The following is a 24,790-nucleotide window of genomic DNA, read 5'->3' as shown; positions in this document are numbered from 1 at the left end:
TTTTGACGAGACGGCAGGATTCACTTTATGTTACAACCTGTTAGTTTGCTCGCACTCTTCTAGAGAGTTACTTTGTCACAGGGCTTCAACCTTAGAATTTCTTCACCAGTTGCCTGTCAGCTACTAAGCGTCTTGGTACTTACTCAGATTGGACTTTCACCAATTAGCAATTAACGGCTTGCTGGGCACGCAAAATAATAAAAGACCGCAGGCTAAAAGCCTACAGTCTTCCTGTCAGAATACTATGAAAGGTGTTGTTGTACAAGTTTATTTACAAGTGCCCCATCTGCTTTACCCTTTACTTTAGGCATAATCGCAGACATCACTTTTCCCATTTCTGCTTTTGATTTTGCGCCGACTTCAGAAATTGTTTCTTTAACAATTTCCACCAGTTCCTCTTCAGAAAGCTGTTTTGGCATATACAATTCAACGATAGCCAACTCTGTACGCAACTTATCAACTAGGTCATCACGACCAGCTTTACCAAATTCATGGAGGGAGTCTTTGCGTTGTTTTACTTCGCGAGAAAGGACTGTTAACTCCACATCTTCTGCAAGCTCTTTTGTGCCGAGCTTGATAGCTTCATTTTGCAATGAAGCTTTTACCATCCGAATTACTGAGAGTTTGTCTTTTTCCTTGTTTCTCATCGCTTGTTTCATATCATTATTCAAACGCTCGAGAAGACTCATTTATTGCACCCTCTCTTAAAACTTACGTTTTCTAGCTGCTTCAGACTTTTTCTTGCGTTTTACACTTGGCTTTTCATAGAATTCGCGCTTTCTTGCCTCTTGCAAAGTACCAGTTTTTGATACTGTACGTTTGAAGCGACGAAGAGCATCTTCAAGCGATTCGTTTTTACGAACGACGGTTTTAGACATTCTCTTTCCCTCCCTCCGAAACACAACACACTAACATTCAATCCATGTACCTTGCAATTATAATATAACCTTGATACAAGGTCAACTGAAATTCACAGTGATAATACATGCTTTTTATTTTTTATTCAATTAAATAAAGACTTGTCTTAATTTCCCTTAAAAAGTGGCATGTCCCTCCTTCCCCCACCATACAATGAAGCGAGGGGGGCCATACATATGTTATACATATTATTATTTGTTCTTTGCATTTTATTATTTGTCTTTGGAATGACCATTATTAGATTTGCGCTGTTTAATTTATCAGCAAATAAATTAAAGGGCTGGCTGATTAAACTTACTAGTACTCCCTTAAAAGGGATGCTAACAGGGACATTTATTACGGCATTATTACAAAGCAGTACTGCCGTAATGGTGATTACAATTGGATTAATTTCAGCAAAGATCATGACGTTCCCTCAGTCGATTGGGATTATTCTAGGAACAAATATTGGAACTACCTTTAAAACAGAATTAATTACATTTAATATTGATAAAGTCCTCGTTCCACTCGCTATTTGTGGAGCCCTTCTTATATTATTTAAAAATAAAAAAGCGAGAAGTATCGGGATGCTGCTATTTGGAATATCCTCTGTTTTTGCAGCAATGAAAGGCTTCGAAATGCTTGCTGTCCCGTTAACATCGATGAATATGATCAATAATTTTATCCTTTCCATAAATGATCAGATTCTTTTAAGCCTGTTAACCGGTACCATAATGACAGCTATTATTCAATCGAGTACTGCGATGACTGGAATTGCAATGAGCTTCCTAACAGCTGGGCTCTTGCAGCTTGATGCAGGTATTGCTATTGTCCTCGGGGCGAATATTGGGACATGTATTACTGCCCTAGTTGCTTCGATTGGCGGGGGAAAGGAATCGAGATTAGCTGCATTTGCCCACGTTTGGCTTAATGTATTTGGGGTCCTGCTTTTTATCCCGCTCATCCCAACACTTACTGATAATGCCCCACTTCTTGCAGATACAAAAAATGTCCAATTAGCCCATATAAGTGTCATCTTTAATGTTGCCACTTCAATATTGGTCTTACCATTTGCAACGAAGTTTGGGAAAATGATTTTATTTTTACATGATAAAACACCTAAAAATCCAAGTACATGAAAATAAGACGGCATTTTAGCCGTCTTATACTGAATTTATTGGATATTATTAATTGGGATCATCTTAATAATCTGAAGTAGCAGTTTGTCCCTTGACAATGGCGATACTTGAACTGGCCCCAATCCTTGTCGCTCCAGCCTCAATCATTTTTTGGACATCTTCCGTACTTCTAACTCCACCTGAGGCTTTAACACCCAAATCTGGACCGACAGTTTTCCTCATTAAAGCGATGTCTTCCGCTGTCGCTCCTCCAGTTGAAAATCCGGTGGAAGTTTTCACAAAATCTGCACCTGCTTTAACAGCAAGTTCACAGGCGCGAATCTTTTCATCATTTGTTAACAGACTTGTTTCTATAATAACCTTTGTATGTGCTTTGCCCCTTGCAGCCTCAACCACCGCCCGAATATCTTTTTCCACCAACTCATCGTTATGATCCTTTAATGCCCCTATATTTATGACCATATCCACTTCTTCCGCACCATTTTCTATAGCGTTTTTTGTTTCAAACGCTTTAGTTTCAGAAGTAGTCGCTCCTAACGGGAATCCAATTACGGTACAAACCATCACACCACTGCCTTTTAGCAGTTCTTTAGCTGTGCCTACCCATGTTGGATTTACACACACCGAAGCAAATTTATATTCCTTCGCCTCTTGGCATAAAGATTCAATTTGCTGTATCGTTGCTTCCGGCTTCAGTAGGGTGTGGTCAATCATCGCAGCAATATTTGTAGTAGCCATTACCATGCTCCCTTCGATGTCCATTCGAATTAATAACGCTCCACAGTAGATTAGTGTGAAATTTGCGGCTGAAAATAGTTTAACCTAAATACCACAAAAAAAAAGGACCTAAATGGTCCTTATATGGCTGCTTCTTCTATTAACAATTCTGTTTTTGAGACGGAATCCTCAATAACTTTCACAAATTGTCCCTGGTTGTATGGGTAGCCTGCTTTGGAAATCTTTACTTTAACAATTTTACCAATCAAATCTTCTGTCCCTGAGAAAACAACTTTCATGTAATTATCAGTATATCCGATTAGGAAACCAGAATTAGCTTCATCCTTAGATACCTCTTCAGGGATCACTTCTACCACTTCATCCTCAAATTGTGAGGCATATTCCTTTGCCAGCTGATCTGAAAGAGAAATTAAGCGGTGAACTCGTTCATTTTTTACTTCTTCATCGACTTGATCTTCCATGCGGGCTGCTGGTGTTCCTGTACGTTTAGAGTACGGGAATACGTGAAGTTCAGAAAATTTATGGTCATTAATAAAATTAAAAGTTTCCATAAACTCTTCTTCAGTTTCACCTGGGAAACCTACAATTACATCGGAGGTTACTGCTAATCTCGGAAGAACTTCCTTAAGCCGATCCAATCTTTCTCCAAAGAACTCCATCGTATATTTGCGTCGCATTCTTTTTAGAACAGAATTGGAACCAGATTGCAACGGAATATGCAAATGACTGACAACAATAGTTGAATGTTTAATTACTTCAATCACTTCATCCGTAATCTGACTTGCTTCAATGGATGAAATACGTAATCGTTTTAGCCCTATGACTGTTTCCAAGTCACGAAGTAATTGTGCCAGATTGTAATCCTTCATGTCTTCTCCATAACCGCCAGTGTGAATACCAGTCAGAACAATCTCTTGGTAACCAGCATCAACTAATTGTTGGGCTTGACGGATAACTTCCTTGGGATCACGAGATCTCATTAAGCCGCGTGCCCATGGAATAATACAGAAGGTACAGAAATTGTTACAACCTTCTTGGATTTTTAAAGAGGCACGCGTCCGGTCGGTAAAGGACGGGACATCAAGTTCTTCATAGATACGACTTTTCATGATATTGCCTACACCATTAATCGGCTGGCGTTCAAGTTTATATTGCTCAATATATTCCAGCATTTTAATCCGGTCCTGCGTTCCGACCACAACATCCACACCAGGAATTGCCATAATTTCTGCAGGTGATGTTTGCGCATAACAACCTGTTACACAAATTACCGCATCCGGGTTTTTCCTGACTGCGCGACGAATGACCTGCCGGCTTTTTTTGTCGCCGGTATTTGTGACGGTACATGTATTAATAATATAAACGTCCGAAATTGATTCAAAATCAACTCGTTCGTAGCCTTCTTGTTTAAATAATTGCCAAATAGCTTCAGTTTCATAGTGATTAACTTTGCATCCTAATGTATGAAACGCAACTGTTGCCATTATTTTCACCTCATTAATTCAAAATGATAGGAAATAGCCGCTAATGCATATAATGGAGCGGTTTCCGTTCGTAGTATTCTTGGGCCTAACCCACAAACTGCAAAATCGTTATTCTTTAATTGCTGTACTTCTGCATCAGATAAGCCGCCTTCTGGTCCAAAAACCAAAAGAAGAGAATCACCTTTGCTCATTTTATTGAGGGTAGACGCAAAAACGGATGTTTCGCCATTTCTACTCTCTTCTTCAAAAGCAACCAATTTATATTCAAAATCTTTGCTTTTTGAAAGCAATTCTTTAAAGCTAATCGCACTACAAACTTCCGGTAAAAAGGCACGGTGGGATTGCTCCGCAGCTTCTTTTGCTATTTTTTGCCATCTATCTATTTTTTTCGCTGCTTTTTTTTCGTCCCATTTTACAACTGAACGCGCCGCTGAGAATGGGAGAAACTGATGTGCACCCAGTTCTGTTCCTTTTTGAATGATCCATTCCAGCTTGTCTCCCTTGGGTAGTCCGCTAGCAATCGTTATTGAAATCGGAAGCTCTGAGACCTCATCCTTCCATTGTACAACGTCCGCAACAACACTTGTATCGGTAATTTCTGCAAGGGCACATACAGCTTGCTTCCCCTCTGGGTCAACACAAATAATCTGATCACCGAGTTGCATGCGCATAACCTTGACGATATGATGACGGTCCTCTTCATCAATCAAAAAACGATCACCATTTGCTCGTTGTTTAACAAAGTATCGTTGCACACTTCCTGCACCCTCTCTAAACATTTACAATTTATTTTACTAAAGAAAATCTTGATTTAAAAGTATAGCATGAAAAAAAGGGGTAAGTATCACCCCTTTTTTCAACCATTATAACCTTTTGGCAATGATTGCAACCCAATCTTCCATCAAAATCGTTTCGATAATTTCAAAACCAGCCGCTACTAATGAATCTTTAACCTGATCTTTTTTCTGATTGATAATTCCCGAGGTAATAAAAGATCCGCCAGGTTTGACAACCTTGGCAGCATCCTCAGTAAACCGGAGAATTACTTCAGCTAGTATATTAGCAACCACTACATCAGCAGAATTTTCTTCCACGCCATCGAGCAGATTATTTTGTGCTGTTGTTGCACGATCACTCACTTTATTGAGTTTAATGTTCACTCTCGCAGTTGTTACCGCTACCTCATCAAGGTCAAAGGCACGGACATCTTCGGCACCAAGCATTGCTGCTGCAATACTTAATACACCCGAACCTGTTCCCACATCAATAACCCGGTCACCAGGACGAACCGTTCTTTCAAGTGCTTGAATACACAAGACAGTTGTCGGATGTGTACCTGTTCCAAATGCCATTCCTGGATCTAATTCAATAATTAATTCATCACTGCTGACCGGGGTATAAATCTCCCAAGTCGGAACAATTGTAAACTTTTCAGAAATTTTCACAGGATGATAATATTTTTTCCATGCTGTTGCCCATTCTTCTTCATTTACTTCACTTATGGTTACTTTATTTTTACCGATATCGATATTGTGAATAATTAAATTATTAATTGATTCTTTAATTGCATCCACCGTTTCGCCTAAAAAGCTGTTAACCGGAAGATAAGCCTTCAATATTACGCCTTCTTCTGGATAATCATCGGGATTGAGTTGATAGATTTCACCAAATTGATCTTCTCTTTCTTTCGTCAGTTCAAATGGATCTTCAATGACTACACCGCTCGCCCCAGCTTCATGCAAAATATGAGAAATAGGTTCAATCGCCTCATTTGTTGTGTGAATACTGATTTCGGACCATTTCACATCTACCAACTCCAATCCTTACTCGCTTTTAAAGGCTCGTTTTACTTTTGAGAAAAAACTTTCTTCGTGTTCACCAATGGGAGAAGAGCCACTAAGCTCTGCGAATTCTTTTAAAAGTTGCTTTTGTTTATCTGTTAGTTTTGTTGGAGTAATGATTCGAACTAGAATATATTGATCTCCAACACCGTATCCGCGGACGTTAGGAACACCTTTTCCTTTTAATCGGAATTTTTTCCCCGTTTGCGTCCCAGCAGGAATTTTCAACTTTACTTTCCCGTGCAATGTAGGTACTTCAATCTCATCGCCCAAGGATGCTTGAACAAAAGTGATCGGCATTTCACAATATATATCATCGCCATCTCTTTCAAAAAACTCATGCTGTCTCACATGGAAAACAACATAAAGATCTCCAGCTGGCCCACCGTTAACCCCTGCTTCTCCTTGACCTGACATGCGAAGCTGCTGTCCATCATCAATACCCGCAGGGATTTTAACATGAATTTTCTTGCGCTTTTGTACTTTTCCTTTACCACCGCATGTTGAGCACTTATGTTTAATTTCTTTCCCGGTACCATTACAGTGATTACATGTACGACGATTTACAATTCTGCCAAATGGAGTGTTTTGCTCCACATTTAACTGCCCGGTTCCATGACAGTGCTGGCAAGTTTCTGGTTTGGTTCCAGGCTTTGCCCCAGACCCACTGCATGTACCACAGGTTTCTTCACGTGGAATTTCAATATCTGTTTCTTTTCCAAAGGCCGCTTCTTCAAAAGTTACGGTCATCGTATACTGAAGGTCAGCACCTTGTCTTGGTGCGTTCGGATCACGTCTTCTTCCACCTCCACCGCCGCCAAAAAAGGTATTAAAGATATCTTCAAACCCGCCAAAGCCGCCGCCGAAATCTCCACCCCCGCCAAAGCCTTGGTTTGGATCCGTATGACCAAATTGATCATAATGTGCCTTTTTCTGATCATCGCTTAATACTTCAAAAGCTTCAGTTATTTCCTTGAATTTATCCGCCGCATCTGCTTCTTTATTAATATCTGGATGATATTTTTTTGAAAGCTTTCGATAGGCCTTTTTTATTTCATCCTTTGAAGCACTTTTACTAATCCCAAGTACTTCATAGTAATCCCGTTTACTCATGATTACCCACTCCCGAATCTGTCACATAAAGATTATTCTATCATTTTTACCAATGGTATTGCAATAAAAAAGCCAAAGCCCATAGTTCTGACTTTGACTTTTTTCTGAGCTGTAAAAAACTCTTATTTGTCCTCTTTTACTTCTTCAAATTCTGCATCGACAACATCATCTTTACCGGCAGTATTTCCAGCCTCAGGGCCACCCTGTTGTGCTTGCTGCGCAGCTGCTGCTTGCTCATAAAGCTTAACTGTTAAAGCTTGAACGATTTCTTGTAATGCATCCTTTTTCGCACGGATTTCAGTAAGATCGTTTTTCTCAATCGCTTCTTTTAAAGCATCCTTCGCTTCATTCGCTTTCGCAACTTCACCTGCATCTACCTTACCTTCAAGGTCTTTTAAGGTTTTTTCTGTTGTAAAGACAAGTTGGTCTGCTTCATTACGAAGTTCCACTTCTTCTTTGCGAAGCTTATCTGCATCTGCGTTTTCTTCTGCTTCACGGACCATTTTTTGGATTTCTTCGTCTGACAGTCCTGTTGAAGACTTGATGGTAATTTGTTGTTCTTTATTTGTACCAAGATCTTTCGCACGAACATTTACAATACCATTCTTATCAATATCAAAGTTTACTTCAATTTGTGGAATTCCACGTGGTGCTGGTGGAATATCTGATAATTGGAATCGTCCTAGAGTCTTGTTATTGGCCGCCATTGGACGTTCCCCTTGTAGAACATGGATGTCAACAGCTGTTTGGTTATCAGCAGCAGTTGAGAAAACCTGCGATTTAGATGTCGGGATTGTTGTATTACGATCAATTAACTTCGTAAAAACGCCGCCCATTGTTTCAATACCAAGGGATAGTGGTGTAACGTCAAGCAATACAACGTCTTTTACATCACCAGTAATTACACCGCCTTGAATAGCAGCACCCATTGCTACAACTTCATCTGGGTTAACACCACGATGAGGCTCTTGTCCAGTTGCTTGTTTAATTGCTTCTTGAACAGCCGGAATACGTGTTGAACCACCAACCAGGATCACTTTATCAATTTCTGAAGGAGTTAAACCAGCATCGCTTAATGCTTGACGTGTTGGACCCATTGTCCGCTCTACAAGATGCGCAGATAATTCGTCAAATTTTGCTCTAGTCATCGTTACTTCCAGGTGAAGCGGGCCAGCTGGGCCAGCAGTGATAAATGGTAGTGAAATTTGAGTTGAAGTCACACCAGATAAATCCTTTTTCGCCTTTTCAGCTGCATCTTTTAGGCGCTGTAACGCCATTTTATCTTGAGCTAGGTCAATACCATTTTCTTTCTTGAATTGATCAACGAGGTAATCAATAACGACTTGGTCAAAGTCGTCCCCTCCAAGTCGATTATCACCGGCAGTTGACTTAACTTGGAATACACCGTCGCCTAATTCAAGGATTGAAACGTCAAATGTTCCACCGCCAAGGTCATAAACAAGGATTGTTTGATCTTGATCCGTTTTGTCTAATCCATAGGCAAGAGCTGCTGCAGTTGGCTCGTTGATAATACGCTCTACTTCAAGACCAGCAATTTTCCCAGCATCTTTTGTTGCTTGGCGTTCTGCATCATTAAAGTACGCAGGAACTGTAATAACGGCCTTTGTAACTGGTTCGCCTAGATAATCTTCTGCATAAGATTTTAAATATTGAAGAATAATGGCAGACAGTTCTTGTGGTGTGTACTCTTTGCCTTCAATCTCCACTTTATAATTTGTGCCCATATGGCGTTTAATCGACATAATTGTATTTGGGTTTGTAATTGCTTGGCGTTTTGCTACTTCCCCAACTTGGCGTTCCCCATTTTTAAAAGCAATAACTGAAGGAGCCGTACGATTGCCTTCTGGATTTGGAATAACCTTAGGTTCGCCACCCTCAAGGACAGCAACACAAGAGTTGGTTGTACCAAGGTCAATACCGATAATTTTACTCATTTCCTTTTCCTCCTAAAAAAAATATGTAGTTTTATTGATTTACTTTCACCATTGCCGGGCGAATGACACGATCCTTTAACATATAACCTTTTTGAAATTCATCCGTCACAATGTTAGAGCCATAGTTCTCGTCCTCACCCTGCATTACAGCCTGATGCTGATGCGGATCAAACTCTTTGCCTACCGATTCAATAGGTTCAACACCTTCAATTTTTAAGGCATCCAGCAAACTACGGTAAACCATGTCCATCCCTTGCAGAAGTGTCTTTGTTTGTTCATTATCTGCTTCAACTTTCATTGCTCTTTCAAAGTTGTCTATTGCAGGCAGTAAATCTGTAATTAATTTTTGTGCTCTATATTTTTGGCTCGCTTCTAGATCTAATCTAGTACGCCTCCGGAAATTATCAAAATCTGCTTGTAGTCGTAGATATCGATTATCTGCTTCCTCTAACTTTGCCTTCAGCAATTGAATTTCCTGTTCCTTTTCATCAACTGGAAGGACATCAACTTTTTCTGTTGTGCCATCCTCTTCAAAAACAGTCTCAACCGTTTTTTCATCGGTAAGTTCAACATTATCAGTATTTTCAATCTCAACTTCTTCATTTATCGTGTTATTATTCTCATTTGTCAACTTACTCACCTCCCTTAAAGCATTTGCACCCATTTATATTAAAATTCATATTCACAAGAAAGGGTATGAAATATATGGATTTCACCTAGGTGAAATAAACGGTTTTTCACCCTTACTCAATATTTCCAGTGCTATTTATTTTGATACAACTTTGTTAAAACAGCCGTTAAATCCTTACTAAAAAATTGTAATAAGCTAATGACTCGAGAATATTCCATTCTTGTAGGACCAAGGATGGCAATCGTTCCTAAATTTTCAGCCCCTGCTGAATAGGTAGCTGTGATTAGGCTGCAATTATCCATGACACGATTATTATTTTCTCTGCCGATTTTGACGTGAATACCCGCTGAATCATTTCTGATTAAGTTATAGATCCACTCTTCTTGGTCAATCATTGTTAGCAGGCTGCGAAGTTTTGCTACATCATGAAACTCCGGCTGGCTTAACATATTTGTTTTTCCACCAAAGAAAAGTTTTTCATTGCTAGGCATTTTTAATGAATCTGCGATCGGATGCAGCATTAAATCATAATTATGGATATGTTGCCTTAAGAGCATGGCAACTTCCTTATAAATTTTATCATTTAAGTCTTCAAGAGGAACTCCCGCTAAACGATCATTCAAGATATTTACTGTTTTTTCTAAATCACTTGCATCCACGGAGGGCGGTAAAGAAAAGGTCCTGTTTTCAACATGTCCCGTATCTGTTACAAAAATAGCCACCGCGGTTTCTTTATTTAATGGGATGATTTGAATTCTTTTCAACTTATTAATACTTACTGCAGGACCAAGGACAATCGATGTGTAATTGGTTAGTTCCGATAATATTTTTGCTGACCTTTGAATAATTTTTTCGAACTCGAAAATTTTCTCAGCAAAAATCGACTGAATAATGGATACATCATGCTGATTTAACACCTGTGGAGATAGGAGATGATCAACATAATACCGATAACCTTTTTCCGATGGGACACGCCCTGAAGAGGTATGTGTCTTTTCAATATATCCCAACTCTTCAAGGTCGGACATTTCATTGCGAATCGTTGCCGAACTAAAGGAAATTTCCTCTTTTTTCGACAAGCTTCTTGAGCCGACTGGTTGGGCAGATCGAATAAAGTCATCAACAATAACCTGAAGAATTAACAATTGACGATCTGTTAACAACATTCATCACCTCTGTTAGCACTCCTAGTTACCGAGTGCTAATTATATTAATAAATTATCAAAAAAGGGGGGATGGTGTCAATCAAAAAGAAACATAGACGAGCTGAAGTAAGACTGTTAATAAAATCCAATGGTTATCTTAAAAATGCCTGAAAAACTTCATTTCCTAACAACCGGCCCTTTTTTGTTAAAAATATATGATCTTTCCCCACTTCTAACCACTGTTTAGCAGTTAATTCCGCAATCTCTTTTTCGAATAACTGAAGTGGATCAACAGCAAACTTTTCAATAAAGTGACGGACCGATACCCCTGCTGTTTTGCGTAAACCTAAGAACATTTCTTCTTCCATTTGTTCTACTTTTGTGGTCTGATGTTCCTCAATAACAGGGAGTATACCACTATTAATTTGGTCCATATATCTTTTTAATGGACCTGTATTTGAACGTCTTATCCCATTTAAATAACTATGTGCCCCTGCTCCAAACCCATAATAGGGTTCGTTGTTCCAATAGGTTAAGTTATGCCTGCTTTCAAAACCAGGTTTGGAGAAATTACTAATTTCATATTGGTTAAAGCCATGCTTTTCCATTTCTTCCATTAGTAATTCATACATGGCTGCTTCCACATCCTCACCAGGAGTTGGCAGCTTTCCTTTTTTCAGTAAGTTATAAAAGACCGTTTTCGGTTCAATGATTAAGGAATAAGCTGAGTAATGTGAGATATCAAGGGAAAAAGCTTCTGTTAACGTCTCTTTAAAATCAGTTATCGTTTGTGACGGTAAACTGAAGATCAGATCGATGCTGATATTGTCAAAGCCTAAAGATTTTGCGTTATCAATTGTTTGATAAACATCTTTCGCTTTATGAACGCGACCGATTTTTTTTAGTAATTCCTCATTAAAGGTTTGCACACCAAGGGATAGGCGATTTACACCTGCATCTTTTAATATTTGTAATTTTTCTTTCGTTAAATCACCTGGGTTCGCTTCAAAGGTAAATTCCAACTGCTTGCTCTTGGGTAAATTCCTGTTAATACTCTCGCAAAAACGATCCAGTTGCTGCTCATTTAACGATGTCGGCGTACCTCCACCGACAAATATCGTTTGCAGATCACTTGTAGGAAAATGGTTAACCGTCATTTTCATTTCTTGATCAAGTGCATTTAAATAGTCATCTACCGGCTGTCCCTTAAGAAATACTTTATTAAAATCACAATAATGGCAAATATGTTCGCAGAAGGGGATATGGAGATAAGCAGATTTAATCATTTCTTTCACTTCCTCTGTTCTTGTAACAAAAAGAGGCTAGAATTCGCCCGAAAAAATGGCTTGTCCTAACCTCCCGCTAGTTTATTTTTTTGTGTTGTTATCATCCATTTTTAAGACAGCCATGAATGCTTCTTGTGGTACTTCAACGGATCCAACTTGTTTCATCCGCTTCTTACCTTCTTTTTGCTTTTCTAACAATTTACGTTTACGAGAGATATCTCCACCATAACATTTTGCTAATACGTTTTTACGCATGGCTTTAATTGTGGAACGAGCAACAATTTTTTGACCAATGGCAGCCTGAATAGGAACCTCAAACTGTTGTCGTGGAATAAGTTCTTTCAGCTTTTCGACGATGATTTTTCCGCGTTCATACGCAAAATCTTTATGGACAATAAAGCTGAGTGCATCGACCTTTTCAGCATTTAACAATATGTCCATTTTAACCAGACTCGAAGGCTTATAACCAATTAGTTCGTAATCAAAGGATGCATATCCTCTTGTGCTTGATTTTAATTGATCAAAGAAATCGTAAACAATTTCCGCTAATGGCATCTCATAGATGATACTCACCCTATTTTCAGCCAGGTATTCCATCGTAACAAAAATCCCGCGTTTAAGTTGGCAAAGTTCCATAATAGTTCCTACATAATCATTCGGAGCCATCATCGTTGCTTTTACATATGGCTCTTCCACACGGTCTATTTTTTGCGGATCTGGTAAATCTGATGGATTATCCACCTTTATTTCAGAACCATCTGTCATGTGAACGTGATAGATAACACTTGGTGCAGTCGTAATTAAGTCGATTTTGAATTCACGCTCAATCCGCTCTTGAATGATTTCCATATGAAGAAGTCCTAAAAATCCACAACGGAAACCGAATCCAAGTGCTTGCGATGTTTCAGGTTCAAATTGAAGTGATGAATCATTTAACTGCAGCTTTTCAAGCGCTTCACGCAGGTCATTAAATTTCGCTGTATCAATTGGATATAACCCGCAATAAACCATTGGGTTGAGTTTGCGGTAACCAGGAAGGGCTTCTGTTGCCCCATTTTTCGCATTTGTAATCGTATCACCGACGCGAGTGTCACCGACATTTTTAATCGAAGCAGATAAAAAGCCAACATCTCCGACGGTTAACTCATCAAGCAACGTCGCTTTTGGTGTAAATACACCTACCTCATTCACTTCAAATTCTTTCCCAGTAGCCATCATTCTTACTTTGTCGCCAACTTTAACAGTTCCTTCGACAACACGGATGTAGGCAACAACACCACGGTAGGCATCATAGAGGGAATCGAAAATCAGCGCTTTTAATGGTGCTTCCGGATCTCCGGTTGGTGCAGGAACTTTTTGCACAACCTGTTCAAGGATTTCTTCGATCCCGATACCAGCTTTAGCTGAAGCTAATACAGCTTCTGAAGCATCCAAGCCGATGACTTCCTCAATTTCACCGCGGACCCGTTCGGGGTCAGCACTAGGTAAGTCGATTTTATTGATGACTGGTAATATTTCAAGATCGTTATCAAGGGCAAGGTAAACGTTCGCTAGTGTCTGTGCTTCAATTCCTTGTGCAGCGTCAACGACTAAAACAGCCCCTTCACAGGCTGCAAGGCTCCTTGATACCTCATACGTAAAATCGACATGTCCCGGTGTATCAATTAAATGGAAAATATATTCTTCTCCATCTTTTGCTTTGTATTTTAACTGGACGGCATTTAACTTAATGGTAATCCCGCGTTCTCTTTCAAGGTCCATGGAATCTAATAGCTGGTCTTTCATTTCCCGAGAGGTTAAGGCATTGGTTTTTTCCAAAATACGGTCAGCCAATGTTGATTTCCCATGATCGATATGGGCAATTATCGAGAAATTTCTAATCTTTGATTGTCGTTTAAGTCTTTCATTATTGTTCACGGTATTTCACTCCTACTATACTCGCACATATACACTATTTTGAATTATATCAATAGGATTAACAAGATTCAATGGAAACTCTAATAAGATTATTTCCTGAAAAAAAATAACGGCACCCAAAAGGTGCCACTAACACGTTTTAATCAGCTATGAGATCAACTATTTTTTCGGAGGCACCTGATATCCCTTCAGACATCTTCTTTCCCATCGAAGAGAAAAAATTATAAGCACTTATTTCTTCGAGTTTCTTTTTCTTTGCCTCAAGATCATGGCTTGAGATATCATTCCCCAGAAAGGTAGCTCTTAGGTCACTGTCCGTTTCATTTAAACTGACAGCATTTTGAAAATTGGGATCATCATAGCCTTTCATTTTATGAATACCATCATTAGCTAATTGCATTCCTACTAAAACAGAGATTAACATGAGAGCGCTTAAGCATAAGCTTTTTAACATGAACATCTTCATAAAAAATGGCTCCCTTACTTCTATTGTTTATTGGTTGATTGCTCAACATCCTTGTTAACTTTTTCAGCCTGCCAGTAAAATTCACTAAATACATCAGCAAGCGCGTCAGCTGACCGATTTAATTCTTCAAACGTATTATCCACTCCGCCAAATTCAATCAAGATTGCATTATTGGAAAGGTTTTGGTTGTAGATACTATTAGACCCAGCTTCATTTTTAATGATTACTCCCCTGCTTAAACCCTTATATTTTTTTTGCAGTTGATTGTGGAGTTCAGTTGCTAGTTTTGCATTCTTTTCATAATTTGGGTTTTTGCCACCGATTACAAACGCAAGCTTTGCAAAGGACTTTCCATTAATGCTAACTGTTGTTTGGTTCTTGCGGCGTGAATCTCTATGAATATCAATAAAGTAATTTAAATCACGGTTCGATGCCATGGCTGCTTGAACAACCGGGCGAGATTCCTGGTACGATTTTGGGTAACCTAAACCTTTTTTATTTAAGTTCGCCTGTATATCAGTTTTATCAATAAAAGTACCGATTCCTCGATCCTCTAAGCTCGTTTTTAATTGATCGCCAATTTTGGTGACGTTAATTTGTGAATGGTAAGCTTTATCAGGATCTGTCACACCTTTGAGATAGGGTAAATAAGATTCCCGCGTATGTGTAAAATAAACATATACAACCTTGTGATTCCCTGTTGTTTGTCCCGGTGTTGAAGGGGGCTTTTCACCTGATGGCTTCTCGATACCTTCTAAATTTTGCAAAGAAGCCTCCCTCTCTGCTTTCATAATTTCGATAGGAGGTGCAGATTCAATTGGCATATTGGTGTAATTAGTTCCCTCTCCAGCCACAAGAATTTTCCCATCAAATTGAAAGAATCCGGGAAGCTCTCTGCCAAGCAGGCTTCGGGGATCATTTAAATTTATATTGCTTGATAGTTTAAATACTAAGTTGGTTAATTTAGGAGTTGCCGTCCAGTCTTGTCCAACTGATAAAAAATGATGGTTTTCCCAGCCCATTAATTGATAAAGCAATTCTCCATTCACATTTGTTGCAGCCTGATTTACTGAAGATGACATAGGCCGATATTGTGGCTTTAACGAGGTTAATAATCCACTAATAGAGAAAATCATTATCATAAATATTAACAGTAATCCAGCGGCTTTTAGTAAACTTGATCCTTGTACCATAACAAACGTTCCTGAATTTCTAGCTTTCATGGTTCCACCTCGCAAATCGGATTCTAGTAAATGTTATGAAGATACTAGAATCGATAGAACCACTAGTTATATTTTCGAGGCACTTCCTGTAAAACATAGATTTCGAAAGTACCTCTAAAAAATTCTTCTATTTTGTATAATACCCAGCATTCTCTTGGTCCACTGCACTATGAAGCGAGGAATTCAATCCGTTCGCAATCAAATTTGCCATATCTTCAATAAAAACGTCTACTTCCTTTGGAGTGACCATTAAATTATGTCCGATCGGAGATAACACCTCATAAATTAATTTTCTTTTTTCATCATCCTCTAGTGTACCAATCATCCCAAGAAACGTCTTACGGTGCTTTTCCTCAGGTAAATCCTCTTCGGTCAATTTTCGCTTTTCTCCGAAACTCATTCCTGCTGGTGCAAGTGCCCTCGAAGGCCGATTTCCTTCACGAAGTTCTTTCCCAAAATGTTTGAGAATAAAATCAATCGTATCACTTGTAATGGAGACGGCATCGACAACGGTCGGAACTCCAATCGCAATGACAGGAATACCCAAGGTTTCCTTACTCAGTTCTTTTCTTTTATTACCGACACCGGAACCAGGATGAATGCCTGTATCAGAGATTTGGATCGTCGAATTCACTCTTTCAATCGATCGTGATGCTAGTGCATCAATGGCAATCACAAAATCAGGTTTTGTTTTTTCAACAACTCCAAATATGATATCACTTGTCTCAATCCCGGTTAAACCCATAACACCAGGTGATAGTGCACTTACGGATCGATAGCCTTCTTCGACATTTTCCGGCTGAAGCTGAAAAAGATGACGCGTAACCAACAAGTTTTCACATACCATGGGTCCAAGTGCGTCGGGGGTTACATTCCAATTTCCGAGCCCAACAACAAGACATGAATCCGTCTTTTTAATCCCAGTCCCCTCCAAAAAGTAAGCAAACTCTCTAGCGAAAATTTCTTCCACCTTTTGCTGTACCTCTGTATTTTGCTGGCGAATCCCTTGAACTTCCACCGTTAAATATCTACCAGCCTTTTTGCCAAGCTGTTGTTCACCTTGTTTGGTCACTTCAACTAATGAAATCTTTATGTCATCAACATCTTTTTCCTTAATAATCACGCCTTCAATTTGTGAAAGATCCTTCTCTTGCCCGACAGTTCCTTTCTGCTGTGTAAGGACCATTTCCCTTGCTTCAATTGCCAAATCCGTTCGAACAGAGTACTGACTTAAGTCAATCGACTCACCCATTATTATTCACTCCCATCAAAATTTTCCTAAAATCTAGAAACTATTCCCTATTTTTGCCCTTTCCGGCATAAATCATGCAAATGATATTCTTCTTCGTAGAAACAAGTATTGCAATATAGGCTCCTATTTGATAAAATATTTCATGTTCTGAATTATTTTTTATGAATGTTAAGTCGAGTTCATATAGTGTCTCGATTCTTTGTAGGAGGTGAAAGTAATGCCTAATATTAAATCTGCTATTAAGCGTGTAAAAACAAGCGAAGCTCGTAATGCTCAAAATACAACTGCGAAATCTGCAATGCGTACTGCTGTTAAGAAAGTAGAAGCTGCTATTTCTACTAACGACGGTGCTGCTGCTAAAGAAGTATTTGCAACTGCTGCTAGTAAATTAGACAAGGCTGCTGCAAAAGGTCTTATCCACAAAAATGCTGCTGCTCGTAAAAAATCCCGTCTAATGAAAAAAACTAACGCTCTATAATTTAGCGTAAAAAAACGATTCCCTTTAACAGGAATCGTTTTTTTATTTCTTCAAATGAAATAGAAACATCTCAATCAATAAAGCTTTATTCATGCCTCCTGTTTTCATTTGGTAGTCCGCTTCAGCAAGGCGGTCAATTATATTAGACAATTCTTCATCTGTAAATTTAGGAGCTTGACCGAGTGCAAGTTTGACTCGGAATGGGTGTGTTTTCAAGAAACCTGCTATTTGCTGCTGTCCATATCCTCTTCTCGAGAGCTCCTTCACTTGATAAATTAACCTAAATTGTCCTGCCAACAATGCCAGAATCTTAATCGGCTCTTCATTTTGTTTTAACAAATCATAATAAATTCTTAAGGCTTCATCGAGTTTTCGCTGAACCACTTTTTCAATGAGCGTAAAAATATTTTGCTCAAGTGAACGAGCAACTAATTTTTCCACTAGGCTGACATCAATTCTTTTTTCATCTGCAGCGTATAATGCTAATTTGTCCACTTCACCTGTAATCATAAACATATTTGTTCCAACCAATGCGAGCAATTGTTCAATAGCATCAGGTTCGAATTCAATCCCACTTCTTTTCGCCCTGCTCTTTACCCAGTTCCGTAAATCATGTTCATTTAACTTTTTGGCTTCGACTATTTCAGCATTTCTTTTTAATTCTTTCGTTATTTTTTTCCGTTCATCCAATTTTTCATATGGTGCCGAAATAACTAATACTGAGTAGGGTGCCGGCTCTTTTAAATACATTTCGAACCTAGATAAATTGTGATCAATCTTTTCTTTTGATTTTTCAGCCGTTAAAAAAACAGGATTATGTAAAAAGATAACTTTCCTTTCACCTAAAAAAGGAAAAGTTTCCGCATCTTCGATTGCAACCTCAATTGGCGTTTCCTCTAAATCATAGCTTGCAAAATTAAAATCCTTTTCTTCTTCGTTTAAAATATGGTTAAGTAATAATTGCTTTGTTTCATTTATTAAGAATGTCTCTGTTCCAAATAATAAATAAATAGGAGCAATTTCCTTTTGTTTAATTTTTCTCCAAATATCCACTACCATTTGTCAGCGCTCCCCTTCTCCCACTCATATATATGGTAAAGAAGCTTGGACAATTTGACAAGCATTTAAAGGGAATTAGCACTTATCAATAAGTGCTAATTCCCAATCTATAATGAACGCCTGCAATAGAAGCCCTAGGATATTCTATTGTCTGGCGGAGTTCCTTGTGTAAGTTTAGTGTAGCCTTTTATCAGTCTCACTATTTTGACAACTCTTGTCAGTTAAGGAAAGCATTTTGATGTACGCTGGATTTTTTCTTGAGAATGACTTATACTATATGTGAAATAGGAGGGGTAGACTGTGAATGAATTTGAAAAAGATGTGCAAAGTAAACGAAACGACGCGATTGATTCTGGGGTAGGATTTGGGGTTTCCTTTGGTTTTTTTGCCATAATGTTTATTGTTGCTACAGTCATTAAAGTAATCGGTTCATAATGAATGGCTACATATGGGTAATTTTGGAGACTGCATTCGTGCAGTCTTTTTTAATTTTTCTTGAGATGCTTTATCCTATGGTAGATAGGGAGAAATGGTTCCTTTTCCTTGATAAAATTTATAGGTTATTGCTCCTTGCTGATCTGTTCGAAAAATAACTGTATTTGTTTTTCTTAATCGGTTAATCACTTCTGAATGTGGGTGGCCAAAACGATTTTTTTCACCGACCGAAATTAATGCTATTCTTGGGTTAATTTGATTAATAAAAGATTCTGCACTTGATGTTTTACTCCCATGATGACCAGCTTTTAAAACATCAACCTTTAAATTAGGATATTTTTTTATTATTTTCTCTTCCCCCTCTTGATCAAGATCTCCACCAAAAAACCAACTAACTCCCCCTAATTGAGCAATAAAGGCAATGGAGCCGCTGTTTCTTTCACCAGTAAAATTCTTTTCAGGTGAAAGGATATAAAATTCATTTTCCCCGCTAATCCACTTGTCTCCTTCTGACACTTTTATGACAGCAATGTTTTTCTTTTTCGCCTCCTCCAAAATGGCAAGTTCAGTAGTTGATGGCTCAACTACTGAAGGCATTAGGATTTGTTTTACTTCAAGCTCTTTTAATATCGAGAATGTCCCCCCAATATGGTCCATATCCCCATGTGTTAAGATTAGTTTGTCAATCTTGGTAATACCTTGTCCTTTTAAAAAGGGAACCACTACATCCCTTCCTACCTCAAAGGCACTGGCTCGTTCCCTCCACTTTTCTTCTGTATAATTCATTGTCCCGCCTGTATCAATGAGATAGGTTCCTTCACCATGTGCAAGGTGAATCAAAATACTATCCCCTTGGCCAACATCAATCATGGTCACTTCACCATATGGATATAACCAGTTCCAGCCTTGTTGAAAAATAATCAGCACAGCACTCAATACGATTAGATGGATCTTCCTTTTCGGATACGCTTTAGTTTCCCAAATAAAAAAAATCAAAAGCAGGATAAAAATATACATAATGAGTAAAAACCAATTTGGTCTTCCAGGGATAAAGCGGAAGAGGGTAAAATCAGCAAGATATTCTATAAGATAATTGGAGAGGCTAATGATTGTTCTGAAAATACTAATAAGTATAAGCGGAGTTTTTCCGAACATAAACTGGATGATAAACAAAAGGTACAATCCTGGGAGGTATACAAATGAAAAAAGAGGAATATAGACCATATTGGCGATGATACCTATCATTGAAACCTCAAAGTAATGATACAGTAAGAACGGGAGTGCAGCTAATTGAGCAACTAACGAAGTCGCAAGCATACGCGTTATCGTCTTTTCATAGCCTTGCAAAATATATGGAGCAGACAAAATGATCACCAGACTCACTGAGAATGAGAGTTGAAAGCCAGCATCAAAAATCACCATTGGATTAAAAAATAAATAGAAAATAAATGCCAAGCTTATAGCATCCAGGGGAAAAAGCTTCACGCGAGCTCTTAACTTTACAGTAAGTAACACGAGGAAAATCATCATAGCTGAGCGAATAACAGATGGTGAACCGCCTGTCAGAATGACATAAATCGGCAGGATGATGAGAAGAAAATTGATCATAAACTGTCTCGTTAGTCCGAATCGAATGCCGATATAAAAAACCATCGCAATTAATAACGAAACATGGAGTCCAGAAATGGCGAGCAAATGAACAATACCGGTTTTTTGGTACGCAGTTAAAACTTCCGGGTCAAACAAATTTCTGTCACCAAATAGTAAGGCGGCGGAAAGTGAAGCGATTTCTATCGGAAAATGTGACTCAAGATAATTAATACCAGAATATCGAAGTTGTTTTATCAATTCCAATGGAGAAGGATTCATCTGAGAGCAAGTTTGCAATGGGTTTTCTTGTAGCTCGATGATCCAATAAATGTCCTTCCTAGATAAATACTTTCGGTAATTAAAAGCATTGGGGTTTTTGGCAATCGCCGGTTTTTCCAGAGTGCCTGACACCCTGCATAAACAATGATAAAAGGTTTTCGTCTTTAATAGATCTTTTTCTTGTTCTGATTGGATTTTGTAGCGGATGAGGAGTTTTTCCTTGTACCGTGCATCGGCAGCCTGCACTTGTAATAAGTCACCATCAATTTTTGGGTCCTCGGTATATTGAAGATAAAAGGTGGTAGTGGATGGGGGGATGACTGTTTTATTGGTTGAGACTGCGTGTTGACCGATAAACAAGAAGGTCAAAAAACACACAGCTACAAGCCCAAGTTGAAATTTCATAAATCGTTTGTATTTATATAGAAGATAAAGATACAGGGTTTGTAATAAGAAAAAAGGAAGAAATATTAATTGAACACATAACACACCTAATAAAGCTGCAATTGCAAAATAAATATATTTTCCATTCATTTGACTTCTCCATTTAGGTATTTTCATTACAAAATACGGAAGAGCCGGAAATAACCGGCATCAATCCGTAGAATTATTGACTAACCTTCCGTAAATCAATCACTGACTCATGCAGCTCTACCTTCTCAATGGTAACATTTGCCTGCTGAAAAAGTTCAATTGCATACGGGTGATTTTTATAATCCTCCGCGTAATAAACGGTTTTAATACCCGCTTGGATAATCGCTTTACAGCATTGTAAGCAGGGGAAATGGGTAACATAAATTTCAGCTTCTGCAGTCGGCACACCAAATTTAGCACATTGAAGCAGCGCATTCATTTCAGCGTGTATGGTTCTGACACAGTGATTGTCAATCACGAAGCAACCTTCATCAATACAATGGTCTCCACCAGCTATTGAACCATTATAGCCACCAGCAATAATTCGTTTATCCCTTACAATTGTAGCTCCCACTGTCAGCCTAGTACATGTGCTTCTTAGTGCGAGCAAATGGCTTTGTGCCATAAAATATTGATCCCATGAGATTCGTTCCACTTCTCCCACTCCCTTTTATGTTCATTCACTTAAGTTTAATAGTGATTGTCCCTATAGGTCAATTAGAGATTTACTATATAGCAAGTAAATCTTTAAATTTTTCGAATGTTTTGTCCCCGATACCGCTTATATTTTTCAAGTCTTCAATCGCTTTGAAAGGGCCATTTGTATTCCTATATTCAATAATGGCAGCCGCTTTGGCTGGACCAATGCCAGGGAGATTTTGCAATTCAGTTTCATCGGCCTTATTTATATTAATTTTTGATTCTTTTTGATTACCGCTGGTAGTAATTTGGCTGCCGCCCATGGGTGCAGAAGGAAGTCCTTCCTCTCCCTTAGCAGGGATGTAAATAATCATTTCATCTTGGACATGCTCGGCAAAATTCACCTGACCTTGGTCGGCCTTGTCCGTTAAACCACCCGCTCGACTGATAACATCAATAACCCTCTCACTTGTATTTGCTTGGTATACTCCTGGAAGTTTGATTTGGCCCTTGACATCTACCATTATTTTCTCTGGCAATTCCGGAGGATTTGCAGGTTTCGTCTTTTCTGTTTCCTTCTCTTCCCCTTGAAATTTCTCTTCACTACTTAGGGAATTAGTGGGAAGGGGCTCAGGGGCATCATTGACATAAAAAAAATAAAATCCACCGAGTGCAATAATCGCAACAACTACAACAATGATCTTGTGTTCAATCAACCAGTCTTTCACTTGAATCCTTCCTTTCTAAAGGTATATTTCACTTACAGATTTCATATGGTTATAAAAGAAACTTGCATGCGAAGGAGGGTCGGAACAATGAAAATAGGCATTATCGGTACCGGTAATATGGGGAGAATATTGGTGGAGGCCTTGATTGACGGAAAAGCCATTTCCCCTTCCTCTATCATGATTACAAACAGGACAAAATCAAAAGCTATGGTGCTTAAAGATAAATATAGGGAACTAAGGGTTGGAGCGAATCCAAGAGAAGTTGCCGCGGAGTCCGACTTGGTATTTATTTGTGTAAAACCATTAGATGTATTTCAAGTTCTAGATGAAATTAAACCACATTTAAGCCCAGAAAAATGTCTCATTTCTATAACGAGCCCTATCAGTACAAGCCAAATTGAAAAGAAGGTTTCCTGTTCAGCCGTAAGAGTAATCCCAAGTATTACGAATCGCGCATTATCTGGGGTGTCATTGATTACTTATGGGGAAAATTGCAGTGACCATTGGAAAAGGAAAGTGGAGAAATTAATTACGAAGATTGGGGTGCCGTTTCATATTGATGAAAAAATAACTAGGCCTGCCTCTGATATCGTTAGCTGCGGGCCAGCTTTCTTCAGCTATCTTCTCCAAAGTTTCATCCAAGCGGCAGTAAAAGAGACAGAAATTGACGAAGATGCCGCTACAATTATGGCAAGTGAAATGATTGTGGGAATGGGTGAATTATTAAAGCAAGGGCATTATACGCTTTCATCACTGCAGGAAAAGGTATGTGTAAAGGGCGGGATAACCGGTGAAGGTATAAAAGTACTGGATAACGAGCTCGGAGACGTATTTGAGCACCTATTTCAGGCTACGCAGGCAAAATTTAAAGAGGATCTAGATAAAGTAGAGACGCAATTCTCTAATTATTAATTTCGCCATTTACTGACAAATTCCTTCTTTTCTCATAATAAAAAGCCATCTTTTTTTTAGATGGCTTTCTTTATTTTTTTCGCTACAAAAAAGATTCGCTCTGATTGTGTTGAGGGCTTAGCATCTTTAAAATCAGCACAAACCTCCAACAATTCAAAACCAGTCTCGACTAACCAGTCTGAATATTGCTGGACTGGATATGTTCGTTGAAAATGAATCTCATCAAATCGGTCATACTTTCCTGTTCGTTCATCCAAAACAAAAAAGCTTAACTCATGTTCCACACTATTCGAACTTTCTCCAGAGAAGCTATTCCAGATAAATGAGACATGATCCTCACTAGAAGCAAAGGTTTGATTAATGAATAAATGAGAAATTTTATAAATTGAATGAACATCAAAAATCAAAATGCCTTCATCGCTCAAATGCTGGAAGGCGTTTGAAAAGGTCGCCATAACTTCTTGCTCGCTCTGAAGATAATTTAACGAATCACAAAAAATACCGATGACATCAAATTCCCCCTGGCCCTCCAAATCAGCCATATTCTGCTGAAAAAACGGAATTTTAACCCCATCAGCCTCGGCCTTCACCTGTGCCACAGCTAGCATATCCTCAGATAAATCCACTCCCGTTACTTGAAAGCCGTCTTTCGCTAACCGGACGGAGAGCTCACCTGTCCCACATGCTAGGTCCAGCAAGCGAGTGCCAGTAACGTTATAGTTCACGCATTTATCTTTGACAAACTGGACCCACTCATCATATGGTGCGTCCTTCATCAGTTCATCATAGAGATAGGCAAATTGCTGATAGCTCATGTATTTAGCGCACTGTGGATGTCTTCCAACGGCGCATCGCCCCATAGACGCTCCAATTTGTAATAGCTTCTTTCGTCACGATGGAATACGTGGGCAACAACATCGCCAAGATCAATCAACACCCATCTTGCTTCATCATAACCCTCAATTCTTTTTACGTCATATCCATGTTCTTGGGCTTTTTCTTTCATTTCCTTTGCAATCGCCTGTACTTGTTTATCTGAGTTTCCGTGACAAATGATAAAGTAATCAGCAATTAAAGAAATCCCCTTCATATTTAGGGCTAAAATGTCTTCAGCACGTTTGTCATCCGCTGCTTTAACAGCAATTTTTAGTAGTTCTTGATTATCCATT

24 protein-coding genes and 1 pseudogene are annotated in these 24,790 nt (G+C 38.7%); 4 read left to right on the top strand and 21 right to left on the bottom strand.

Features of this window, described 5'->3' with window-relative positions:
* Positions 1-242: 242 nt before the first annotated feature.
* Positions 243-689, bottom strand: a complete 447-nt coding sequence (locus tag J7E63_RS17810) for a GatB/YqeY domain-containing protein (protein ID WP_088089026.1) — start codon at positions 687-689, stop codon at positions 243-245.
* A gap of 15 nt (positions 690-704) precedes the next feature.
* On the bottom strand, positions 705-878 hold the full coding sequence (gene rpsU, locus J7E63_RS17805) for a 30S ribosomal protein S21 (protein WP_007087607.1): 174 nt from the start codon (positions 876-878) through the stop codon (positions 705-707).
* A 216-nt stretch (positions 879-1,094) separates the two neighbouring features.
* Here rpsU and J7E63_RS17800 point away from each other — a divergent pair, with 216 nt between their 5' ends.
* Complete coding sequence (locus J7E63_RS17800; protein WP_215014743.1) at positions 1,095-2,036, top strand: Na/Pi symporter; 942 nt, start codon at positions 1,095-1,097, stop codon at positions 2,034-2,036.
* A 63-nt stretch (positions 2,037-2,099) separates the two neighbouring features.
* Here the strand turns inward: J7E63_RS17800 and deoC are convergent, their stop codons facing one another.
* From deoC to gpr, 13 genes are all read right to left on the bottom strand, one after another.
* Positions 2,100-2,774: a deoxyribose-phosphate aldolase gene (gene deoC, locus J7E63_RS17795; protein WP_215014740.1), complete on the bottom strand. Its 675-nt coding sequence runs from the start codon at positions 2,772-2,774 to the stop codon at positions 2,100-2,102.
* A gap of 119 nt (positions 2,775-2,893) precedes the next feature.
* Positions 2,894-4,258: a tRNA (N(6)-L-threonylcarbamoyladenosine(37)-C(2))-methylthiotransferase MtaB gene (gene mtaB / locus J7E63_RS17790; RefSeq protein WP_215014737.1), complete on the bottom strand. Its 1,365-nt coding sequence runs from the start codon at positions 4,256-4,258 to the stop codon at positions 2,894-2,896.
* A 5-nt stretch (positions 4,259-4,263) separates the two neighbouring features.
* Positions 4,264-5,013, bottom strand: a complete 750-nt coding sequence (locus J7E63_RS17785) for a 16S rRNA (uracil(1498)-N(3))-methyltransferase (protein ID WP_215014735.1) — start codon at positions 5,011-5,013, stop codon at positions 4,264-4,266.
* A 108-nt stretch (positions 5,014-5,121) separates the two neighbouring features.
* Positions 5,122-6,063, bottom strand: a complete 942-nt coding sequence (prmA, locus tag J7E63_RS17780) for a 50S ribosomal protein L11 methyltransferase (RefSeq protein WP_168245124.1) — start codon at positions 6,061-6,063, stop codon at positions 5,122-5,124.
* A gap of 18 nt (positions 6,064-6,081) precedes the next feature.
* The gene (dnaJ, locus tag J7E63_RS17775) at positions 6,082-7,212 is read right to left on the bottom strand and encodes a molecular chaperone DnaJ (protein ID WP_168245125.1); all 1,131 of its coding nucleotides are present in this window, start codon (positions 7,210-7,212) and stop codon (positions 6,082-6,084) included.
* A gap of 122 nt (positions 7,213-7,334) precedes the next feature.
* Positions 7,335-9,167 carry a molecular chaperone DnaK gene (dnaK, locus tag J7E63_RS17770; RefSeq protein ID WP_088089033.1) on the bottom strand — a complete coding sequence of 611 codons (1,833 nt, stop codon included), beginning with the start codon at positions 9,165-9,167 and terminating at the stop codon, positions 7,335-7,337.
* A gap of 31 nt (positions 9,168-9,198) precedes the next feature.
* Positions 9,199-9,798 (bottom strand): nucleotide exchange factor GrpE, encoded by a 600-nt coding sequence (grpE, locus tag J7E63_RS17765; RefSeq protein WP_251033596.1) that lies wholly within the window; start codon positions 9,796-9,798, stop codon positions 9,199-9,201.
* A 131-nt stretch (positions 9,799-9,929) separates the two neighbouring features.
* Positions 9,930-10,961: a heat-inducible transcriptional repressor HrcA gene (gene hrcA / locus J7E63_RS17760; RefSeq protein WP_215014745.1), complete on the bottom strand. Its 1,032-nt coding sequence runs from the start codon at positions 10,959-10,961 to the stop codon at positions 9,930-9,932.
* A 134-nt stretch (positions 10,962-11,095) separates the two neighbouring features.
* Positions 11,096-12,229, bottom strand: a complete 1,134-nt coding sequence (gene hemW / locus J7E63_RS17755; RefSeq protein WP_215014731.1) for a radical SAM family heme chaperone HemW — start codon at positions 12,227-12,229, stop codon at positions 11,096-11,098.
* A gap of 81 nt (positions 12,230-12,310) precedes the next feature.
* Complete coding sequence (gene lepA, locus J7E63_RS17750) at positions 12,311-14,146, bottom strand: translation elongation factor 4 (RefSeq protein WP_214731552.1); 1,836 nt, start codon at positions 14,144-14,146, stop codon at positions 12,311-12,313.
* 139 nt (positions 14,147-14,285) lie between these two features.
* On the bottom strand, positions 14,286-14,612 hold the full coding sequence (locus J7E63_RS17745) for a DUF3679 domain-containing protein (RefSeq protein WP_088089038.1): 327 nt from the start codon (positions 14,610-14,612) through the stop codon (positions 14,286-14,288).
* A 20-nt stretch (positions 14,613-14,632) separates the two neighbouring features.
* Positions 14,633-15,835, bottom strand: coding sequence for a stage II sporulation protein P (spoIIP, locus tag J7E63_RS17740; protein WP_215014723.1), 1,203 nt, complete (start codon positions 15,833-15,835; stop codon positions 14,633-14,635).
* A gap of 127 nt (positions 15,836-15,962) precedes the next feature.
* The gene (gpr, locus tag J7E63_RS17735) at positions 15,963-17,087 is read right to left on the bottom strand and encodes a GPR endopeptidase (protein ID WP_214731558.1); all 1,125 of its coding nucleotides are present in this window, start codon (positions 17,085-17,087) and stop codon (positions 15,963-15,965) included.
* 217 nt (positions 17,088-17,304) lie between these two features.
* Here gpr and rpsT point away from each other — a divergent pair, with 217 nt between their 5' ends.
* Positions 17,305-17,565: a 30S ribosomal protein S20 gene (rpsT, locus tag J7E63_RS17730; RefSeq protein WP_088089041.1), complete on the top strand. Its 261-nt coding sequence runs from the start codon at positions 17,305-17,307 to the stop codon at positions 17,563-17,565.
* Positions 17,566-17,607: 42 nt separating this feature from the next.
* On the opposite strand, the gene holA is transcribed toward rpsT, so the two are convergent.
* A complete protein-coding gene (holA, locus tag J7E63_RS17725) occupies positions 17,608-18,624 on the bottom strand; it encodes a DNA polymerase III subunit delta (RefSeq protein ID WP_215014721.1) in 1,017 nt (338 codons plus the stop codon).
* Between the two features lie 300 nt (positions 18,625-18,924).
* Here holA and J7E63_RS17720 point away from each other — a divergent pair, with 300 nt between their 5' ends.
* Positions 18,925-19,059 (top strand): YqzM family protein, encoded by a 135-nt coding sequence (locus tag J7E63_RS17720; protein WP_026563518.1) that lies wholly within the window; start codon positions 18,925-18,927, stop codon positions 19,057-19,059.
* 75 nt (positions 19,060-19,134) lie between these two features.
* On the opposite strand, the gene J7E63_RS17715 is transcribed toward J7E63_RS17720, so the two are convergent.
* The 3 genes and pseudogenes from J7E63_RS17715 to J7E63_RS17705 form a co-directional block, all read right to left on the bottom strand.
* Positions 19,135-21,462 carry a DNA internalization-related competence protein ComEC/Rec2 gene (locus J7E63_RS17715; RefSeq protein ID WP_215014719.1) on the bottom strand — a complete coding sequence of 776 codons (2,328 nt, stop codon included), beginning with the start codon at positions 21,460-21,462 and terminating at the stop codon, positions 19,135-19,137.
* 88 nt (positions 21,463-21,550) lie between these two features.
* Positions 21,551-21,997: pseudogene (locus J7E63_RS17710) on the bottom strand (ComE operon protein 2); the annotation flags it as partial.
* Between the two features lie 73 nt (positions 21,998-22,070).
* Positions 22,071-22,709 (bottom strand): helix-hairpin-helix domain-containing protein, encoded by a 639-nt coding sequence (locus J7E63_RS17705; RefSeq protein WP_215014717.1) that lies wholly within the window; start codon positions 22,707-22,709, stop codon positions 22,071-22,073.
* An 87-nt stretch (positions 22,710-22,796) separates the two neighbouring features.
* Here J7E63_RS17705 and comER point away from each other — a divergent pair, with 87 nt between their 5' ends.
* Positions 22,797-23,621 (top strand): late competence protein ComER, encoded by an 825-nt coding sequence (gene comER / locus J7E63_RS17700; protein WP_215014715.1) that lies wholly within the window; start codon positions 22,797-22,799, stop codon positions 23,619-23,621.
* A gap of 56 nt (positions 23,622-23,677) precedes the next feature.
* On the opposite strand, the gene J7E63_RS17695 is transcribed toward comER, so the two are convergent.
* Both J7E63_RS17695 and rsfS read right to left on the bottom strand, forming a co-directional pair.
* Positions 23,678-24,436 (bottom strand): class I SAM-dependent DNA methyltransferase, encoded by a 759-nt coding sequence (locus J7E63_RS17695; protein WP_215014713.1) that lies wholly within the window; start codon positions 24,434-24,436, stop codon positions 23,678-23,680.
* Positions 24,433-24,789, bottom strand: a complete 357-nt coding sequence (gene rsfS / locus J7E63_RS17690) for a ribosome silencing factor (protein WP_168245136.1) — start codon at positions 24,787-24,789, stop codon at positions 24,433-24,435. The genes J7E63_RS17695 and rsfS overlap by 4 nt, the downstream gene beginning before the upstream one ends.
* Position 24,790 lies beyond the last annotated feature (1 nt).

Source organism: Bacillus sp. ISL-75 (assembly GCF_018613095.1).
This window is presented reverse-complemented; position numbering and strand designations above follow the sequence as displayed.

Coding starts and splice junctions, on each gene's coding strand:
- J7E63_RS17810 (WP_088089026.1), bottom strand. CDS start 689: ATGAGTCTTCTCGAGCGTTTGAATAATGATATGAAACAAGCGATGAGA.
- rpsU (WP_007087607.1), bottom strand. CDS start 878: ATGTCTAAAACCGTCGTTCGTAAAAACGAATCGCTTGAAGATGCTCTT.
- J7E63_RS17800 (WP_215014743.1), top strand. CDS start 1,095: ATGTTATACATATTATTATTTGTTCTTTGCATTTTATTATTTGTCTTT.
- deoC (WP_215014740.1), bottom strand. CDS start 2,774: ATGGCTACTACAAATATTGCTGCGATGATTGACCACACCCTACTGAAG.
- mtaB (WP_215014737.1), bottom strand. CDS start 4,258: ATGGCAACAGTTGCGTTTCATACATTAGGATGCAAAGTTAATCACTAT.
- dnaJ (WP_168245125.1), bottom strand. CDS start 7,212: ATGAGTAAACGGGATTACTATGAAGTACTTGGGATTAGTAAAAGTGCT.
- dnaK (WP_088089033.1), bottom strand. CDS start 9,167: ATGAGTAAAATTATCGGTATTGACCTTGGTACAACCAACTCTTGTGTT.
- hemW (WP_215014731.1), bottom strand. CDS start 12,229: ATGATTAAATCTGCTTATCTCCATATCCCCTTCTGCGAACATATTTGC.
- J7E63_RS17745 (WP_088089038.1), bottom strand. CDS start 14,612: ATGAAGATGTTCATGTTAAAAAGCTTATGCTTAAGCGCTCTCATGTTA.
- spoIIP (WP_215014723.1), bottom strand. CDS start 15,835: ATGAAAGCTAGAAATTCAGGAACGTTTGTTATGGTACAAGGATCAAGT.
- gpr (WP_214731558.1), bottom strand. CDS start 17,087: ATGGGTGAGTCGATTGACTTAAGTCAGTACTCTGTTCGAACGGATTTG.
- rpsT (WP_088089041.1), top strand. CDS start 17,305: ATGCCTAATATTAAATCTGCTATTAAGCGTGTAAAAACAAGCGAAGCT.
- holA (WP_215014721.1), bottom strand. CDS start 18,624: ATGGTAGTGGATATTTGGAGAAAAATTAAACAAAAGGAAATTGCTCCT.
- J7E63_RS17715 (WP_215014719.1), bottom strand. CDS start 21,462: ATGAATGGAAAATATATTTATTTTGCAATTGCAGCTTTATTAGGTGTG.
- comER (WP_215014715.1), top strand. CDS start 22,797: ATGAAAATAGGCATTATCGGTACCGGTAATATGGGGAGAATATTGGTG.
- J7E63_RS17695 (WP_215014713.1), bottom strand. CDS start 24,436: ATGAGCTATCAGCAATTTGCCTATCTCTATGATGAACTGATGAAGGAC.
- rsfS (WP_168245136.1), bottom strand. CDS start 24,789: ATGGATAATCAAGAACTACTAAAAATTGCTGTTAAAGCAGCGGATGAC.